Raw genomic sequence first — 17,358 nt, forward strand, 5'->3', positions numbered from 1 at the left:
GAGCGTTGAAGGATGCCATAAATAATAAATCAGGAAACGATGACGCCATCACAGTTGGCGGATTCTTTAACGATAGGGTATAAGTAAAACAACGAGTTAACACCACTGAAACAAAAGAGGTGGAGAATGTTAGAACAAGTATGTCAACTCGCACGGATTGCGGGCGATGCCATTATGCAGGTGTACGACGGGACGAAACCGATGGACGTCGTCAGCAAAGCGGATAACTCACCGGTGACAGCGGCGGACATTGCCGCGCATACCGTAATCATGGACGGTTTACGTACGCTGACGCCGGATATTCCGGTTCTGTCTGAAGAAGATCCTCCCGGCTGGGAAGTCCGTCAGCACTGGCAGCGTTACTGGCTGGTGGACCCGCTGGATGGCACTAAAGAGTTTATTAAACGTAACGGCGAATTCACCGTTAATATTGCGCTCATCGACCACGGAAAACCGATTTTAGGTGTGGTGTATGCGCCAGTAATGAACGTAATGTACAGTGCGGCAGAAGGCAAAGCCTGGAAAGAAGAGTGCGGCGTGCGCAAGCAGATTCAGGTACGCGATGCGCGGCCGCCGCTGGTGGTCATCAGCCGATCCCATGCGGATGCAGAGCTGAAAGAGTATCTGCAACAGCTTGGCGAACATCAGACGACGTCCATTGGCTCTTCGCTGAAATTCTGTCTGGTGGCGGAAGGGCAGGCGCAGCTCTACCCACGTTTCGGACCAACCAATATTTGGGACACTGCCGCCGGCCACGCTGTTGCTGCTGCAGCCGGAGCGCACGTACACGATTGGCAGGGTAAACCGCTGGATTATACCCCGCGTGAATCGTTCCTGAACCCAGGATTCAGAGTTTCTATTTATTGAGCAACTTATGCAGCAAGTCCATCACTTGCTGCACCTCTTCCTGGGTGAGCGCTCCGTCCTTCGCCCATTGCACACGGCCGTCTTTATCGAGCACGGCAATGGCAGAACTCTCTTCATCCAACTGCCAGGCGCCGCGCGCGACGCCGTTGCTATCGACAATAAACTGCGACCACGGATAAAGCTTTTTATTACTTTCCAGACTGCTGCGCACAAACATGCCGGAACCCGGAATTGCGTCATCTGTGTTGACAATGGTGGTGGTCTGGTAGCGATCGTGCGGCAACTTCGCCGATTTAATCGCTTCTATCAGCGTCGCGTTTTTCTCTTTGGCTGACGTACGACCAGCTATATGTTGTAGCACTCGCACTTTTCCCGCTAACTGCGCGCTGTTCCAGGTTTTGTAGCTAAACTGATCTTTATCAAGCACCAACTCGCCACGATCGGTAATGCCAATCGGCGGTACTCGCTGGCCGGTTTCGAACTGATGTGCAGAGGCCATCATCGGCAGCAGCAGGCAGGTGAGGGCCAGAATCTTGCGTAGAGTCATGGTGTTTCCTTCTTATGATATGCAGGTGATCCGACCACTTGGGTCTGACTTTTAATCATATGTGCTATTTATCGAAAATCCCGCAAGTGTGATGCCAGTTTGCGGACAAGCGCACAAATCATATGAAAAATGAATGCTTATACTAAAGATTCTGATTAGGCGAAAAGATAATTCTGAATAATTGTAACGTTACGGTAAAAAAAACTCATACAGGCTGGAAACATTACCGCAGTAGTCTATAGTCATTAGGCATTAAAATTTGCGCCTCATAATAGTTGGACCGATTGTGGTACCGCAAAGGCGTAATACTCAGCAGGAGACAACAATGAAAATTTTCCAACGGTACAACCCACTGCAAGTGGCGAAGTACGTGAAGATCCTGTTTCGTGGACGGTTATACATCAAGGATGTTGGCGCTTTTGAATTTGATAAGGGTAAAATTCTTATCCCAAAAGTGAAGGATAAACTGCATTTATCAGTGATGTCCGAGGTAAACCGTCAGGTTATGCGTCTGCAAACAGAGATGGCTTAACCAAAGTGCTATGCAGTAATAAGACGGCTCCTGATTCAGGAGCCGTTGATGTTTCTGAGGTTATGCGACGTTTTCTTCTTTATCTTTGTCTTTATCTTTTGCGTCAGTCAGTTTTGGCGAAAGGACGGTGGCTTTGCTGTCGATCCGCGTTACCAGCAGCTGGTCGATGCGGTAGTTATCGATATCCACCACTTCAAATTTGTAGCCGGCGAATTTCACCGAATCAGTGCGTTTGGGGATCTTACGCAGCATAAACATCATAAAGCCGCCAATGGTTTCGTAATTGCCTGACTGCGGGAACTCGTCAATATCCAGTACACGCATCACGTCATCAATCGGTGTTCCACCATCGATTAGCCATGAGTTCTCATCACGCGCCACAATCTGCTCTTCCAGACCCTGACCAACCAGATCGCCCATCAGTGTGGTCATCACGTCGTTGAGGGTGATTATCCCCACAACCAGCGCGTATTCATTCATGATTACTGCAAAGTCTTCGCCCGCAGTTTTAAAACTTTCCAGCGCCTCAGAAAGGGTCAGCGTGTCTGGCACGATCAGCGTGTTGCGAATTTGTACGCCACTGTTCAGCGCCAGGCTTTGATTGGCCAGCACGCGGTTAAGCAGATCTTTCGAATCCACATAGCCGATGATGTGGTCGATATCTTCAGTACAGACGAGGAATTTTGAGTGCGGATGTTCCGCCACTTTATTCTTCAGACTTTGCTCGTCTTCGTGGAGATCGAACCAGATGACGTTCTCACGCGGAGTCATAGACGACGGGACAGTACGGGATTCAAGCTCGAACACGTTTTCAATCAGTTCATGCTCTTGTTTACGTAATACCCCCGCCAGCGCCCCCGCTTCTACTACCGCGTAAATATCATCGGAAGTGATGTCATCCTTGCGCACCATCGGCAGTTTAAAGATACGGAAGATCATGTTCGCCAGGCCGTTGAAGAACCACACCAGCGGGGTGCAGACGTACAGGCAGAAGCGCATCGGGTTGATGATACGCAAAGCCACAGCTTCTGGCGCAATCATACCGATGCGTTTCGGGGTTAAATCCGCAAACAGGATAAACATGCCAGTCACTAACGAGAAAGAGAGAATAAAGCTCAGTTGCTCAGAGAGCTCTGCCGACATATAGCGGGAGAACAGGCTGTTAAAAGCCGGGGAGAACGCTGCATCACCGACGATACCGCCGAGAATCGCCACTGCGTTCAGACCGATTTGTACCACGGTAAAGAACATGCCGGGATTTTCCTGCATATTCATAACGCGTTGGGCATTTATATTGCCTTCATCAGCCAGCAGTTTAAGTTTGATTTTGCGTGAGGCGGCAAGCGAGATCTCGGACATCGAGAAGAACGCACTTACGGCGATCAAGCAGAGTATGACTAAAATACTGTTTAACATATCTTATCTAACCGTTCAGGTCAGATCCTCGGAAGGGGAAGTTGATTAATTTGTGTGAAATACACATTGAAAGCCGATTCGAAGAGAGTGAACCGGCATTTTCAGAGGCTAGTATAGCGTAAGGTACTGTAAAGTCGCCAGAGGGTTAAATTTTTGTCTCATTTCACTTTGGGGCCACCTTTTAATACTACACTTCAGGCGGCAGACAAACGCCTATTCCACCAATTCCGCAATAGCCATAAGGGTTTTTATGTAGATACTGTTGGTGGTCATCTTCGGCATAATAGAACGGTGTGGCGTTAGCAATCTCGGTGGTTATCTGGCGATTGTCATCGGCGGTGAGCATTGCGGCCTGAAAACGTTCCAGACTGGCGCGGGCGGCGGCATCCTGTTCTGGTGTCAGCGGGTAAATCGCGGAACGGTACTGCGTGCCGTGATCATTACCTTGACGCATCCCTTGTGCAGGATCGTGGTTCTCCCAGAAAACCTGCAACAGTTGTTCATAGCTGATTACCGACGGATCATAAACCACTCGCACCGCTTCGGCGTGGCCGGTCTCACCGGAACACACTTCCCGATAAGTCGGGTTTGGCGTGTAACCGTCAGTGTAGCCTGCGGCAGTACTGTAAACACCGGGAAGTTGCCAGAAAAGGCGTTCAACGCCCCAGAAACAGCCCATCGCAAAAATGGCGATCTCCATTCCGTCAGGCACATTTGTCATTGAGTGACCGTTGACCGCATGCAGCGTAGCTACGGGCATCGGGGTATTCCGTCCAGGAAGGGCATCGGTGGGGGAAACCAGATGCTTTTTATCAAATAAACTCATGGTGTCGTTCTCCCGAAAGTCGGTCATAGGGGTTTAGGTTGTAACAAGGGACGTATTTGCACACAATAACCCCCGTGAATGGGTCTAAAGTAAAACATAAGTAATATTTTGGGTTTAGTCTGCTTTTTAATCCATATTGCTGGATTATTGTTAAGCCGTTTAACGGAGTTCCAGGGGCAGGAATAAAGGATATTCAGGAGAAAATGTGCGCTATATCCGACAGTTATGCTGTGTAAGCTTACTCTGCTTTAGTGGTTCTGCCATCGCCGCGAATGTCCGTCTACAGGTGGAAGGGTTATCGGGACAGCTGGAAAAAAACGTTCGTGCACAGCTTTCTACGATTCAAAGTGATGAAGTGACGCCAGACCGGCGCTTTCGCGCACGTGTTGATGATGCCATTCGGGAAGGTCTAAAAGCACTGGGCTATTACCAGCCAACAATTGAATTTGATCTCCAGCCACCGCCAAAGAAAGGACGGCAGGTGCTGGTTGCTAAAGTTACACCGGGTGTACCCGTATTGATTGGCGGCACCGATGTTGTCTTGCGCGGTGGTGCGCGAACCGATAAAGACTATTTGAAGTTGCTGGATACTCGCCCGGCTATAGGTACGGTGCTAAACCAGGGCGATTATGAAAATTTCAAAAAGTCCTTAACCAGTATTGCGCTGCGTAAAGGCTATTTCGATAGCGAATTTACCAAAGCTCAGTTAGGCATAGCGCTTGGCCTGCATAAAGCGTACTGGGATATTGATTACAACAGTGGCGAACGTTACCGCTTTGGGCATGTCACTTTTGAAGGTTCGCAAATTCGCGACGAGTACCTGCAAAACCTGGTACAGTTCAAAGAAGGCGATGAATACGAGTCAAAAGATCTGGCGGAACTGAACCGTCGCCTTTCCGCGACTGGCTGGTTTAATTCGGTGGTAGTGGCACCGCAATTTGATAAAGCGCGCGAAACGAAAGTATTACCGTTGACGGGCGTGGTTTCGCCGCGAACAGAAAACACCATCGAAACCGGGGTCGGTTACTCTACGGACGTGGGACCGCGCGTGAAAGCGACGTGGAAAAAGCCGTGGATGAACTCATACGGTCACAGTCTGACCACCAGTACCAGTATTTCCGCGCCGGAACAGACCCTCGACTTCAGCTATAAAATGCCGCTGCTGAAGAATCCACTGGAACAATATTATTTGGTGCAGGGCGGTTTTAAGCGCACTGACCTGAACGATACCGAATCCGATTCCACTACGCTGGTGGCTTCTCGCTACTGGGATCTCTCCAGCGGCTGGCAGCGCGCCATTAACCTACGCTGGAGTCTCGACCACTTTACTCAGGGTGAAATTACTAACACCACAATGCTGTTTTATCCAGGGGTGATGATTAGCCGGACGCGATCACGCGGCGGCCTGATGCCGACCTGGGGCGACTCGCAACGCTACTCTATCGACTATTCCAACACAGCCTGGGGATCGGATGTCGATTTCTCCGTTTTCCAGGCACAGAACGTCTGGATCCGCACACTGTACGATCGCCATCGCTTTGTTACGCGCGGCACGTTGGGCTGGATTGAAACCGGTGACTTCGACAAAGTACCGCCGGATCTGCGTTTCTTCGCCGGGGGCGACCGCAGTATTCGCGGCTATAAATACAAATCTATTGCGCCGAAATATGACAATGGTGACCTGAAAGGGGCATCAAAGCTAATTACCGGATCACTGGAGTACCAGTACAACGTGACCGGAAAATGGTGGGGCGCGGTGTTTGTCGATAGCGGTGAAGCGGTGAGTGATATCCGCCGCAGCGACTTCAAAACCGGCACCGGGGTTGGCGTGCGCTGGGAATCGCCGGTCGGGCCGATCAAGCTCGATTTCGCCGTACCGGTCGCGGATAAAGACGAGCACGGGTTACAGTTTTACATCGGTCTGGGGCCAGAATTATGAGTTTATGGAAAAAAATCAGCCTCGGCGCGGTTATCGTCATCTTACTACTGCTGGGCTCGGTGGCATTTCTGGTTGGCACCACTAGCGGCCTGCATCTGGTATTTAAAGCGGCGGACCGCTGGGTGCCTGGGCTGGACATCGGCAAGGTCACTGGCGGCTGGCGCGACCTTACCCTGTCTGACGTTCGTTATGAGCAGCCAGGCGTGGCGGTAAAAGCGGGCAATCTGCACCTGGCCGTTGGGCTGGATTGTCTGTGGAACAGCAGCGTTTGTGTTAACGATCTGGCGCTGAAAGATATTCAGGTCAACATCGACAGCAAAAAAATGCCTCCTTCTGAGCAGGTTGAAGAAGAGGAGGATAGTGGACCGCTGGATCTCTCCACTCCGTATCCCATCACACTGACACGCGTGGCGCTGGATAACGTCAACATCAAGATTGATGACACTACGGTGTCGGTGATGGACTTCACCTCCGGCCTGAACTGGCAGGAGAAAACCCTGACCCTGAAACCGACGTCGCTGAAAGGCCTGTTGATTGCTTTGCCGAAAGTGGCGGACGTGGCGCAGGAAGAAGTGGTCGAACCGAAAATTGAAAATCCGCAGCCGGAGGAAAAGCCGCTCGGCGAAACGCTGAAAGATCTCTTTTCTCGCCCGGTATTGCCGGAAATGACCGACGTGCATTTGCCGCTTAACCTGAACATTGAAGAGTTTAAAGGCGAGCAACTGCGCGTGACAGGCGACACGGATATCACCGTGAGCACCATGCTGCTGAAAGTGAGCAGCATCGACGGCAATACCAAACTGGATGCGCTGGATATTGACTCTAACCAGGGGATTGTCAATGCCAGCGGTACGGCACAATTGTCCAACAACTGGCCAGTAGATATCACCCTCAACAGCACTTTGAATGTGGAGCCGTTGAAAGGTGAAAAGGTGAAGCTAAAAGTGGGTGGCGCGCTGCGCGAACAGCTGGAGATAGGCGTTAACCTTTCCGGCCCGGTGGATATGGATTTACGCGCCCAGACGCGGCTGGCGGAAGCTGGATTACCGCTCAACGTGGAAGTGAACAGCAAACAACTTTACTGGCCGTTCACTGGTGAGAAGCAATATCAGGCGGATGACCTGAAACTGAAACTCACCGGCAAAATGACCGATTACACGCTGTCTATGCGTACGGCGGTGAAAGGGCAGGAGATCCCGCCAGCGACCATTACCCTTGATGCGAAAGGGAATGAACAGCAGGTCAATCTCGATAAACTCACCGTTGCGGCGCTGGAAGGAAAAACCGAGCTGAAGGCGCTGCTCGACTGGCAGCAGGCCATTAGTTGGCGCGGCGAATTGACGTTCAACGGCATTAATACGGCGAAAGAGTTCCCGGACTGGCCATCGAAACTCAATGGTTTGATCAAAACGCGCGGTAGCCTGTACGGCGGCACCTGGCAGATGGACGTGCCGGAGTTGAAGCTGACCGGCAACGTCAAACATAACAAAGTGAACGTTGAGGGAACGCTGAAAGGCAACAGTTATATGCAGTGGATGATTCCAGGTCTGCATCTGGAACTGGGGCCAAACAGTGCCGAAGTGAAAGGCGAGCTGGGGGTAAAAGATCTCAATCTTGACGCCACCATCAATGCGCCGGGGCTGGATAACGCGCTGCCAGGACTTGGCGGTACAGCGAAAGGGCTGGTGAAAGTTCGCGGTACGGTGGAAGCGCCGCAGTTGCTGGCGGATATCACCGCGCGCGGCTTGCGCTGGCAGGAACTTTCTGTGTCGCAGGTTCGCGTGGAAGGCGACATCAAATCCACCGATCAGATTGCGGGTAAACTCGACGTGCGCGTTGAGCAAATCTCGCAGCCGGATGTGAATATCAGCCTTGTTACTCTGAATGCGAAAGGCAGCGAAAAGCAGCACGAGTTACAACTGAGGATTCAGGGCGAGCCGGTTTCCGGGCAGCTTAATCTGGCAGGTAGCTTTGATCGCAAAGAAGAACGTTGGAAGGGAACACTTAGCAATACGCGCTTCCAGACGCCGGTCGGACCGTGGTCGCTGACGCGTGATATCGCGCTGGACTATCGCAATCAGGAGCAAAAAATCAGCATTGGGCCACACTGCTGGCTTAACCCGAATGCGGAACTGTGCGTGCCGCAAACCATTGATGCCGGGGCTGAAGGGCGTGCGGTTGTGAATCTCAACCGCTTCGACCTGGCAATGCTGAAACCGTTTATGCCGGAAACTACTCAGGCAAGCGGTATCTTCACGGGTAAAGCGGACGTTGCCTGGGACACCACCAAAGAGGGGCTGCCACAGGGTAGTATCACTCTTTCGGGGCGTAACGTGCAGGTGACGCAAACCGTCAACGATGCGGAGCTACCGGTGGCGTTTCAGACGCTGAACCTATCGGCAGAGCTGCGGAATAATCGCGCTGAGCTGGGCTGGACCATCCGTCTGAGCAATAACGGCCAGTTTGATGGTCAGGTGCAGGTGACCGATCCGCAAGGCCGTCGGAATCTTGGCGGCAACGTCAACATCCGCAATTTTAACCTCGCAATGGTGAACCCCATCTTTACGCGTGGTGAAAAAGCCGCGGGGATGGTGAGCGCCAGCCTACGTCTGGGCGGTGATGTGCAAAGCCCGCAGCTGTTTGGTCAGCTACAGGTCACAGGCGTGGATATCGACGGCAACTTTATGCCATTTGATATGCAGCCGAGCCAGCTTGCGGTCAATTTTAACGGTATGCGCTCGACGCTTGCGGGGACCGTGAGGACTCAGCAGGGTGACATCTACCTGAACGGTGATGCTGACTGGAGCCAGATTGAAAACTGGCGGGCGCGGGTAACGGCGAAAGGCAGTAAGGTACGGATCACCGTACCACCGATGGTGCGGATGGATGTGTCGCCTGACATCGTATTCGAAGCGACACCAAGCCTGTTTACCCTTGATGGTCGCGTGGATGTACCGTGGGCGCGCATTGTGGTGCACGATCTGCCGGAAAGTGCGGTGGGTGTCTCAAGCGATGTGGTGATGCTCAACGATAACCTGCAACCGGAGGAGACGAAAACCGCGTCAATTCCGATCAACAGCAACCTGATTGTCCACGTCGGCAATAACGTGCGCATTGATGCCTTTGGCCTGAAGGCGCGGCTGACGGGCGATCTCAACGTCGTACAGGACAAACAAGGTCTGGGTCTGAACGGGCAAATTAACATCCCTGAAGGGCGCTTCCATGCATATGGCCAGGATCTGATTGTGCGCAAAGGCGAGCTGCTGTTCTCTGGTCCACCGGATCAACCGTATCTCAATATCGAAGCCATTCGTAACCCGGATGCTACAGAAGATGACGTAATCGCTGGTGTTCGTGTCACCGGGCTGGCGGATGAGCCGAAAGCGGAGATCTTCTCTGACCCGGCGATGTCACAACAGGCTGCATTGTCTTACTTATTGCGTGGACAAGGGCTGGAGAGCGATCAGAGCGACAGCGCGGCGATGACTTCGATGCTGATTGGTCTGGGGGTTGCGCAAAGTGGTCAGATTGTGGGTAAAATCGGCGAGACATTTGGTGTAAGTAATTTAGCGCTCGACACCGAGGGGGTAGGTGATTCTTCCCAGGTGGTGGTCAGCGGCTATGTATTACCAGGCTTACAAGTGAAATACGGCGTGGGGATATTTGACTCTATAGCAACACTCACGTTACGTTATCGCCTGATGCCGAAGCTATATCTGGAAGCCGTGTCTGGTGTAGATCAGGCACTGGATTTGCTCTATCAGTTCGAGTTTTAGCTATGCGAATATTTGTCTACGGCAGTTTACGTCACAAACAAGGCAACAGCCACTGGATGACAAATGCCCAGTTGCTGGGCGATTTCAGTATCGATAACTACCAGTTGTATAGCCTGGGCCACTATCCAGGCGCAGTTCCGGGAAACGGAACGGTACATGGTGAAGTTTATCGTATTGACAACGCCACGCTGGCCGAACTTGATGCCTTGCGCACCAGGGGCGGTGAATACGCGCGCCAGTTGATTCAGACGCCGTACGGGAGTGCATGGATGTACGTTTATCAACGACCCGTCGATGGATTAACGCTGATTGAAAGCGGTGACTGGTTAGACAGGGATCAGTCATAATATAAACACGCCACCTTCGGGTGGCGTTGTTTTTTGCGATGTATCTCGCGATTTTTTTGTAACTTTCACATCTTTTGCTTTTCTCTCCGAGCCGCTTTCCATATCTGCAATCGCATAAAAAACTCTGCTGGCGTTCACAAATGTGCAGGGGTAAAACGGGGGCACGCTTTGAACGGTGAGTATGAGTGAGGTCGGCTAACTTCCAGCAAGTGGCTATGAACAGCAAAATGGTGGTCGAGTTTAGCTTGTTCTTACCGTTCAAGCCTTTCAACTGCTGAAAATAATAATAGTGGAGTAGATAGTTTATAAATTGCGGGCATAAAAAAACCCTTACTAACCGAAGGCCGGCGTTCAGGGTTATTGCGCTATACTCGTCATACTTCAAGTTGCATGTGCTGCGACTGCGTTCATTCACCCCAGTCACTTACTTCTGTAAGCTCCAGGGGATTCACTCACTTGTCGCGTTACTCGGCCTTAGGCCTCGCCCTTTCAGGGCCAACGCAAGCGTTGTTCAAAACGCCGCTGGCGTTTTGTCCTGCAAGTTGAATTATTTAGAGTATCTAAGAACTTATTTATTCTTTGCGCGCTCGAAGGAAGCAACGATTTCAGCTTTAGCGGCTTCAGCGTTTTCCCAACCTTCAACTTTCACCCACTTGCCTTTTTCGAGGTCTTTGTAGTGCTCGAAGAAGTGAGCGATCTGAGCTTTCAGCAGCTCCGGCAGATCGTTAACGTCTTTGATGTGATCGTATTCTTTGCTCAGTTTGCTGTGCGGAACAGCAACCAGTTTCGCATCTTCACCAGCTTCGTCGGTCATTTTCAGAACGCCAACCGGACGGCAACGGATCACAGAACCCGGCTGCAGCGGGTACGGAGTCGGGACCAGAACGTCAACCGGGTCACCGTCCAGAGACAGAGTGTGGTTGATATAGCCGTAGTTGCACGGATAGAACATCGCGGTGGACATGAAGCGGTCAACGAACAGTGCGCCGCTCTCTTTGTCGATTTCGTATTTGATCGGATCAGCGTTAGCCGGGATTTCGATAACAACGTAGATGTCTTCCGGCAGATCTTTACCCGCAGGGACGTTGAGTAAGCTCATGTCTGTTTCCTTTAAAATATGTGGCAAACAAGTGCCGAGTATTATAGCCAACTCGCGCCGAATGTCTTCGCTTGTTTTCGCTCTCATTTTCCTTTTTCGCCAGTTTTAAGACGGTTCGCAGAGCTGGAAAATCCATAACCGTAGCCGCATTTTTCATAGTGATATGAAAGCGATTACAAACTTGTGATTAACGATGTATTTACTTTTTTGAAGTGTGATGTAACGCAATCTGTTACAGAACCAATTGTCTATAGTTTTTTCGCGAACATCTTTTCACCAATAATAATCACCCCGACGAGGACAACCCTATGTGGAAACGCTTACTTGTAGTCTCTGCAGTCTCGGCAGCCATGTCGTCTATGGCGTTGGCAGCTCCGTTAACCGTAGGATTTTCGCAGGTTGGATCCGAATCCGGCTGGCGCGCAGCAGAAACTAATGTGGCGAAAAGTGAGGCCGAGAAACGCGGTATCACACTGAAAATTGCCGATGGTCAGCAAAAGCAGGAAAACCAGATTAAAGCAGTGCGTTCCTTTGTCGCGCAAGGGGTAGATGCCATCTTTATCGCCCCGGTGGTTGCAACGGGTTGGGAACCTGTTTTGAAAGAAGCAAAGGAAGCCGAAATTCCGGTCTTTTTGCTTGACCGTTCCATCGACGTGAAAGACAAATCTCTCTATATGACCACCGTCACCGCCGACAACATTCTTGAAGGCAAGTTGATCGGTGACTGGCTGGTCAAAGAGATCAATGGTAAACCGTGTAACGTGGTTGAGTTACAGGGCACCGTTGGGGCCAGCGTCGCCATTGACCGTAAGAAAGGCTTTGCCGAAGCCATTAAGAATGCGCCAAATATTAAAATCATCCGCTCGCAGTCCGGTGACTTCACCCGTAGTAAAGGTAAAGAAGTGATGGAGAGCTTTATCAAAGCGGAAAACAACGGCAAAAACATCTGCATGGTTTACGCCCATAACGACGACATGGTGATTGGCGCAATTCAGGCAATTAAAGAAGCGGGCCTGAAACCGGGCAAAGATATCCTGACAGGCTCTATCGACGGCGTGCCGGACATCTACAAAGCGATGATTGATGGCGAAGCGAACGCCAGCGTTGAACTGACGCCAAACATGGCGGGACCCGCCTTTGACGCGCTGGAGAAATATAAAAAGGACGGCACCATGCCTGAAAAACTGACGCTGACCAAGTCCACCCTTTACCTGCCTGATACCGCAAAAGAAGAGTTAGAGAAGAAGAAAAACATGGGGTATTGAGACGTATCAGGCATTAATGCCTGATACCGACTCGTAGGCCGGATAAGGCGTTTACGCCGCATCCGGCAGTTGTGCACTGGTGCCTGATGCGACGCTGGCGCGTCTTACAGGCCTGGCGGGAGCACGCTTTACTTCGGGGGAAACCATGACGACCGACCAACACCAGGAAATCCTCCGTACCGAAGGATTAAGCAAATTTTTCCCTGGCGTCAAAGCGTTAGATAACGTTGATTTCAGCCTGCGCCGTGGTGAAATTATGGCGCTACTCGGTGAAAACGGGGCGGGTAAATCAACGTTAATCAAAGCACTTACCGGCGTTTACCATGCCGATCGCGGCACCATCTGGCTGGAAGGTCAGGTTATTTCACCGAAAAACACCGCCCACGCACAGCAGCTCGGCATCGGCACTGTCTATCAGGAAGTTAACCTGCTACCCAATATGTCGGTCGCTGATAATCTATTCATAGGTCGCGAACCTAAGCGTTTCGGCCTGCTACGACGTAAAGAGATGGAAAAGCGCGCCACCGAACTGATGGCATCTTACGGTTTCTCCCTCGACGTGCGTGAACCGCTCAACCGCTTTTCAGTTGCGATGCAGCAAATCGTCGCCATTTGTCGGGCCATCGATCTCTCCGCCAAAGTGCTAATCCTCGATGAACCCACCGCCAGTCTCGACACTCAGGAAGTGGAGTTATTATTTGGCCTGATGCGCCAGTTGCGCGATCGCGGCGTCAGCCTGATCTTCGTTACTCACTTTCTCGATCAGGTCTATCAGGTCAGCGATCGGATCACCGTCTTACGCAACGGCAGTTTTGTTGGCTGTCGGGAAACCCGCGAGCTACCGCAGATCGAACTGGTGAAAATGATGCTGGGGCGTGAGCTGGATACTCATGCGCTACAGCGTGCCGGAAGAACATTGCTTAGTGACAATCCTGTTGCAGCGTTTAAAGATTACGGCAAGAAAGGAACGATCGCGCCGTTTGATCTGGAAGTACGCCCCGGCGAGATCGTCGGTCTGGCAGGCTTGCTGGGATCAGGACGTACCGAAACCGCTGAAGTGATCTTCGGCATCAAACCAGCCGATAGCGGCACGGCGCTGATCAAAGGCAAACAGCAAACCCTGCGATCGCCACATCAGGCTTCGGTACTGGGCATCGGCTTTTGCCCGGAAGACAGGAAAACCGATGGCATCATCGCCGCCGCCTCGGTGCGGGAAAATATCATCCTCGCTCTCCAGGCCCAGCGCGGCTGGCTACGGCCGATTTCCCGTAAAGAACAGCAAGAGATTGCCGAACGCTTTATCCGTCAGCTGGGCATTCGTACTCCTTCCAGCGAACAACCGATTGAATTTCTCTCCGGCGGCAATCAGCAAAAAGTGTTGCTCTCACGCTGGCTGCTGACTCGTCCGCAATTTCTGATCCTCGATGAGCCAACGCGTGGCATTGACGTTGGCGCCCATGCCGAGATCATTCGCCTGATTGAAACGCTGTGCGCTGACGGTCTGGCGCTGCTGGTGATCTCCTCCGAACTGGAAGAACTGGTGGGCTATGCCGATCGGGTGATTATCATGCGCGATCGCAAACAGGTGGCGGAGATCCCGCTGGCAGAGCTTTCCGTTCCGGCGATCATGAACGCCATTGCGGCGTAAGGAGAACAGTGTGATGCCTCAATCTCTCCCTGACACCGCGTCGTCGAAAAAGCGCTTTCGCTGGCCGACGGGGATGCCGCAGTTGGTGGCGCTATTGTTGGTGCTGGTGGTCGATAGCCTGGTGGCCCCGCATTTCTGGCAGGTGGTGCTTCAGGATGGGCGTTTGTTCGGTAGTCCTATCGACATTCTTAATCGCGCCGCCCCGGTTGCGTTACTGGCGATTGGCATGACGCTGGTGATCGCTACGGGGGGGATTGATCTCTCCGTAGGGGCGGTGATGGCCATCGCCGGAGCCACAACGGCTGCGATGACGGTCGCGGGGTTCAGCCTGCCAATTGTTTTGTTAAGCGCCCTGGGTACCGGAATTCTGGCTGGATTGTGGAACGGCATACTGGTGGCGATCCTCAAAATTCAGCCGTTTGTTGCCACCCTGATCCTGATGGTTGCCGGGCGCGGTGTGGCTCAACTGATCACCTCCGGGCAGATCGTCACGTTCAACTCGCCGGATCTCTCATGGTTCGGCAGCGGATCGCTATTGTTCCTGCCAACGCCAGTCATTATCGCTGTGCTGACGCTCCTCTTCTTCTGGCTGTTGACCCGCAAAACGGCGCTGGGGATGTTTATTGAAGCCGTTGGCATCAACATTCGGGCGGCAAAAAATGCCGGAGTCAACACACGAATCATCGTCATGCTCACCTACGTATTGAGCGGGCTGTGTGCGGCAATCGCGGGCATTATCGTGGCGGCGGATATTCGCGGTGCCGATGCCAATAACGCTGGGTTATGGCTGGAGCTGGACGCCATTCTCGCGGTGGTAATTGGCGGCGGATCGCTGATGGGCGGGCGCTTTAACCTGCTGCTTTCGGTGGTGGGGGCGCTGATTATTCAGGGGATGAATACCGGAATTTTGCTTTCGGGCTTTCCGCCAGAGATGAACCAGGTGGTGAAAGCGGTGGTGGTGCTTTGCGTGCTGATTGTCCAGTCGCAACGCTTTATCAGTCTGATTAAAGGAGTGCGTAGCCGTGATAAAACGTAACCTGCCGCTTATGATCACCATCGGCGTCTTTGTGCTGGGCTATCTCTACTGCCTGACCCAGTTTCCCGGTTTTGCTTCCACGCGCGTGATCTGCAATATCCTGACCGATAACGCCTTTCTTGGGATCATTGCCGTTGGCATGACCTTTGTGATCCTCTCCGGTGGGATCGATCTCTCTGTCGGTTCGGTGATCGCCTTTACCGGCGTGTTTCTGGCGAAAGTGATTGGCGATTTCGGTCTCTCACCGCTGCTGGCGTTTCCGCTGGTGTTGGTGATGGGCTGTGCCTTCGGCGCATTTATGGGGCTTCTGATCGACGCCCTGAAGATCCCGGCGTTTATCATTACTCTGGCGGGAATGTTCTTTTTGCGTGGCGTCAGCTATCTCGTTTCGGAAGAGTCGATCCCGATAAATCATCCTGTTTATGACACGCTCTCAAGCCTTGCGTGGAAAATCCCTGGCGGCGGTCGCTTAAGTGCGATGGGACTGCTGATGCTGGCGGTGGTGGTTATCGGCATATTCCTCGCGCATCGTACCCGTTTTGGTAATCAGGTATACGCCATTGGCGGCAACGCGACGTCGGCAAACCTGATGGGGATTTCCACTCGCAGCACCACTATTCGCATTTATATGCTCTCTACCGGACTGGCAACGCTGGCAGGAATTGTCTTCTCGATTTATACCCAGGCCGGATATGCGCTGGCGGGCGTAGGTGTGGAACTGGACGCTATCGCGTCGGTGGTGATTGGCGGTACGTTGTTAAGTGGTGGGGTGGGAACGGTGCTGGGAACACTATTTGGTGTGGCGATTCAGGGACTGATCCAGACTTACATAAACTTTGACGGCACGCTGAGCTCATGGTGGACGAAAATCGCCATCGGCATTTTGTTATTCATTTTTATTGCCTTACAGCGTGGGTTAACGGTGTTGTGGGAGAATCGTCAGAGTTCGCCAGTGACAAGAGTCAACATTGCGCAGCGATAAAAAGGCCTCTCCGTGTGGAGAGGCGCAGGAGATTACGCGTCCGGGAACTCACGGATAAAGCGTTCGACATCTTCAACCATATGGTCGTTGCCGACGAAGAACGAACGACGCTGGTGCAGGGTTTCCGGGATGATATCCAGAATACGCTCTTTGCCATCGCTCGCTTTACCGCCCGCTTGTTCCGCCAGGAATGCCATCGGGTTGCACTCATACAGCAAACGCAGTTTGCCGTCCGGGTGGCTGGCAGTGCTTGGGTAGAGATAAATACCGCCTTTCAGCAGATTACGGTGGAAATCCGCGACCAGCGAGCCGATATAACGTGAGGTATACGGACGGTTGGTAGATTTATCTTCTTCCTGGCAGAATTTAATGTACTTCTTCACCCCGTTCGGAAACTTAATGTAGTTCCCTTCGTTGATAGAGTAGGTTTTTCCTTTCTCCGGGAAGCGCATCCGTTCCTGGCACAGGCAGAAAACGCCGAGCGAAGGATCGTAAGTAAAGGCGTGAACACCGCATCCGGTGGTGTAAACCAGCATGGTAGAGGAGCCGTATACCACGTAACCTGCAGCAACCTGTTTGTTACCAGGCTGGAGGAAATCTTCTTCCGTTACCGGCGTGCCGACCGGTGTAACGCGGCGGTAAATGGAGAAAATGGTACCGACAGAGACGTTAACATCGATGTTGGACGAGCCATCCAGCGGATCCATCAGCACAACGTATTTTGCGTGTTCACAACCTTCAAAGACGACAATCTCATCTTCTTCTTCGGATGCAATGCCCGCAACAATATCGCGTGCTTTCAGTGCGGCTTTCAGTTTTTCATTAGCGAACAAGTCGAGTTTTTGTTGAACCTCGCCCTGCACATTCTCAGCACCGCTGGCACCCAGGATATCAACCAGTCCAGCTTTGTTGATATCGCGATGAATAATCTTGGCGCCCAGTTTTATTGCCGATAGCAAAGCAGTGAGCTCACCGGTAGCATGAGAAAACTCGTGCTGCTTTTCGACAATAAATTCACCTAACGTTTTCATAAAACTTTCCCTGCAATGTTTATGGAGTAAAGCGACCGCAATAATCT

14 protein-coding genes are annotated in these 17,358 nt (G+C 52.1%); 9 read left to right on the forward strand and 5 right to left on the reverse strand.

Annotation, left to right across the window (positions count from 1 at the left end):
- The first annotated feature begins 126 nt into the window (after positions 1-126).
- The gene (cysQ, locus tag D9738_RS03145) at positions 127-867 is read left to right on the forward strand and encodes a 3'(2'),5'-bisphosphate nucleotidase CysQ (protein ID WP_130206045.1); all 741 of its coding nucleotides are present in this window, start codon (positions 127-129) and stop codon (positions 865-867) included.
- Here cysQ and D9738_RS03150 read toward each other — a convergent pair.
- On the reverse strand, positions 857-1,414 hold the full coding sequence (locus D9738_RS03150) for a YtfJ family protein (protein WP_064525852.1): 558 nt from the start codon (positions 1,412-1,414) through the stop codon (positions 857-859). The two genes, cysQ and D9738_RS03150, sit on opposite strands and share 11 nt — an antisense overlap.
- Before the next feature lie 325 nt (positions 1,415-1,739).
- Between D9738_RS03150 and D9738_RS03155 the strand changes: the two genes are divergently transcribed.
- Positions 1,740-1,946 carry a DUF1107 domain-containing protein gene (locus D9738_RS03155; RefSeq protein ID WP_000689228.1) on the forward strand — a complete coding sequence of 69 codons (207 nt, stop codon included), beginning with the start codon at positions 1,740-1,742 and terminating at the stop codon, positions 1,944-1,946.
- A gap of 60 nt (positions 1,947-2,006) precedes the next feature.
- On the opposite strand, the gene D9738_RS03160 is transcribed toward D9738_RS03155, so the two are convergent.
- Positions 2,007-3,362: a hemolysin family protein gene (locus D9738_RS03160; RefSeq protein WP_130206047.1), complete on the reverse strand. Its 1,356-nt coding sequence runs from the start codon at positions 3,360-3,362 to the stop codon at positions 2,007-2,009.
- Between the two features lie 187 nt (positions 3,363-3,549).
- Positions 3,550-4,188: a peptide-methionine (S)-S-oxide reductase MsrA gene (gene msrA, locus D9738_RS03165; RefSeq protein ID WP_130259533.1), complete on the reverse strand. Its 639-nt coding sequence runs from the start codon at positions 4,186-4,188 to the stop codon at positions 3,550-3,552.
- Between the two features lie 205 nt (positions 4,189-4,393).
- On the opposite strand from msrA, the gene tamA reads away from it, so the two are divergent.
- From tamA to D9738_RS03180, 3 genes are read left to right on the forward strand one after another with little or no spacing between them, the layout of a single operon-like run.
- A complete protein-coding gene (gene tamA / locus D9738_RS03170) occupies positions 4,394-6,127 on the forward strand; it encodes an autotransporter assembly complex protein TamA (RefSeq protein ID WP_130259534.1) in 1,734 nt (577 codons plus the stop codon).
- Positions 6,124-9,903, forward strand: coding sequence for an autotransporter assembly complex protein TamB (gene tamB, locus D9738_RS03175; RefSeq protein WP_130259535.1), 3,780 nt, complete (start codon positions 6,124-6,126; stop codon positions 9,901-9,903). The genes tamA and tamB overlap by 4 nt, the downstream gene beginning before the upstream one ends.
- 2 nt (positions 9,904-9,905) lie before the next feature.
- A complete protein-coding gene (locus D9738_RS03180; protein ID WP_130206055.1) occupies positions 9,906-10,250 on the forward strand; it encodes a gamma-glutamylcyclotransferase in 345 nt (114 codons plus the stop codon).
- A 568-nt stretch (positions 10,251-10,818) separates the two neighbouring features.
- Here the strand turns inward: D9738_RS03180 and ppa are convergent.
- Positions 10,819-11,349, reverse strand: coding sequence for an inorganic diphosphatase (gene ppa / locus D9738_RS03185; RefSeq protein WP_000055075.1), 531 nt, complete (start codon positions 11,347-11,349; stop codon positions 10,819-10,821).
- Between the two features lie 308 nt (positions 11,350-11,657).
- Between ppa and ytfQ the strand changes: the two genes are divergently transcribed.
- The 4 genes from ytfQ (at position 11,658) to yjfF (ending at position 16,280) form a co-directional block, all read left to right on the forward strand.
- On the forward strand, positions 11,658-12,614 hold the full coding sequence (gene ytfQ, locus D9738_RS03190; RefSeq protein ID WP_130206057.1) for a galactofuranose ABC transporter substrate-binding protein YtfQ: 957 nt from the start codon (positions 11,658-11,660) through the stop codon (positions 12,612-12,614).
- Positions 12,615-12,759: 145 nt separating this feature from the next.
- Positions 12,760-14,262, forward strand: coding sequence for a galactofuranose ABC transporter, ATP-binding protein YtfR (ytfR, locus tag D9738_RS03195; protein WP_130206059.1), 1,503 nt, complete (start codon positions 12,760-12,762; stop codon positions 14,260-14,262).
- Between the two features lie 13 nt (positions 14,263-14,275).
- The gene (ytfT, locus tag D9738_RS03200; protein ID WP_130206106.1) at positions 14,276-15,298 is read left to right on the forward strand and encodes a galactofuranose ABC transporter, ATP-binding protein YtfT; all 1,023 of its coding nucleotides are present in this window, start codon (positions 14,276-14,278) and stop codon (positions 15,296-15,298) included.
- A complete protein-coding gene (yjfF, locus tag D9738_RS03205) occupies positions 15,285-16,280 on the forward strand; it encodes a galactofuranose ABC transporter, permease protein YjfF (protein WP_000596021.1) in 996 nt (331 codons plus the stop codon). The genes ytfT and yjfF overlap by 14 nt, the downstream gene beginning before the upstream one ends.
- Before the next feature lie 32 nt (positions 16,281-16,312).
- Here yjfF and fbp read toward each other — a convergent pair whose 3' ends face one another.
- A complete protein-coding gene (gene fbp, locus D9738_RS03210) occupies positions 16,313-17,311 on the reverse strand; it encodes a class 1 fructose-bisphosphatase (protein ID WP_000853753.1) in 999 nt (332 codons plus the stop codon).
- Positions 17,312-17,358: the final 47 nt, after the last annotated feature.

Origin of the sequence: Escherichia sp. E10V5 (genome assembly GCF_004212315.1) — a bacterium.
In the GTDB taxonomy this organism is placed as follows: Bacteria; Pseudomonadota; Gammaproteobacteria; order Enterobacterales; family Enterobacteriaceae; genus Escherichia.

Bases quoted from the DNA above. Each gene is read 5' to 3' on its own strand.
- cysQ (WP_130206045.1), top strand. From the start codon at position 127: ATGTTAGAACAAGTATGTCAACTCGCACGGATTGCGGGCGATGCCATT.
- D9738_RS03150 (WP_064525852.1), bottom strand. From the start codon at position 1,414: ATGACTCTACGCAAGATTCTGGCCCTCACCTGCCTGCTGCTGCCGATG.
- D9738_RS03155 (WP_000689228.1), top strand. From the start codon at position 1,740: ATGAAAATTTTCCAACGGTACAACCCACTGCAAGTGGCGAAGTACGTG.
- D9738_RS03160 (WP_130206047.1), bottom strand. From the start codon at position 3,362: ATGTTAAACAGTATTTTAGTCATACTCTGCTTGATCGCCGTAAGTGCG.
- msrA (WP_130259533.1), bottom strand. From the start codon at position 4,188: ATGAGTTTATTTGATAAAAAGCATCTGGTTTCCCCCACCGATGCCCTT.
- tamB (WP_130259535.1), top strand. From the start codon at position 6,124: ATGAGTTTATGGAAAAAAATCAGCCTCGGCGCGGTTATCGTCATCTTA.
- D9738_RS03180 (WP_130206055.1), top strand. From the start codon at position 9,906: ATGCGAATATTTGTCTACGGCAGTTTACGTCACAAACAAGGCAACAGC.
- ppa (WP_000055075.1), bottom strand. From the start codon at position 11,349: ATGAGCTTACTCAACGTCCCTGCGGGTAAAGATCTGCCGGAAGACATC.
- ytfQ (WP_130206057.1), top strand. From the start codon at position 11,658: ATGTGGAAACGCTTACTTGTAGTCTCTGCAGTCTCGGCAGCCATGTCG.
- ytfR (WP_130206059.1), top strand. From the start codon at position 12,760: ATGACGACCGACCAACACCAGGAAATCCTCCGTACCGAAGGATTAAGC.
- ytfT (WP_130206106.1), top strand. From the start codon at position 14,276: ATGCCTCAATCTCTCCCTGACACCGCGTCGTCGAAAAAGCGCTTTCGC.
- fbp (WP_000853753.1), bottom strand. From the start codon at position 17,311: ATGAAAACGTTAGGTGAATTTATTGTCGAAAAGCAGCACGAGTTTTCT.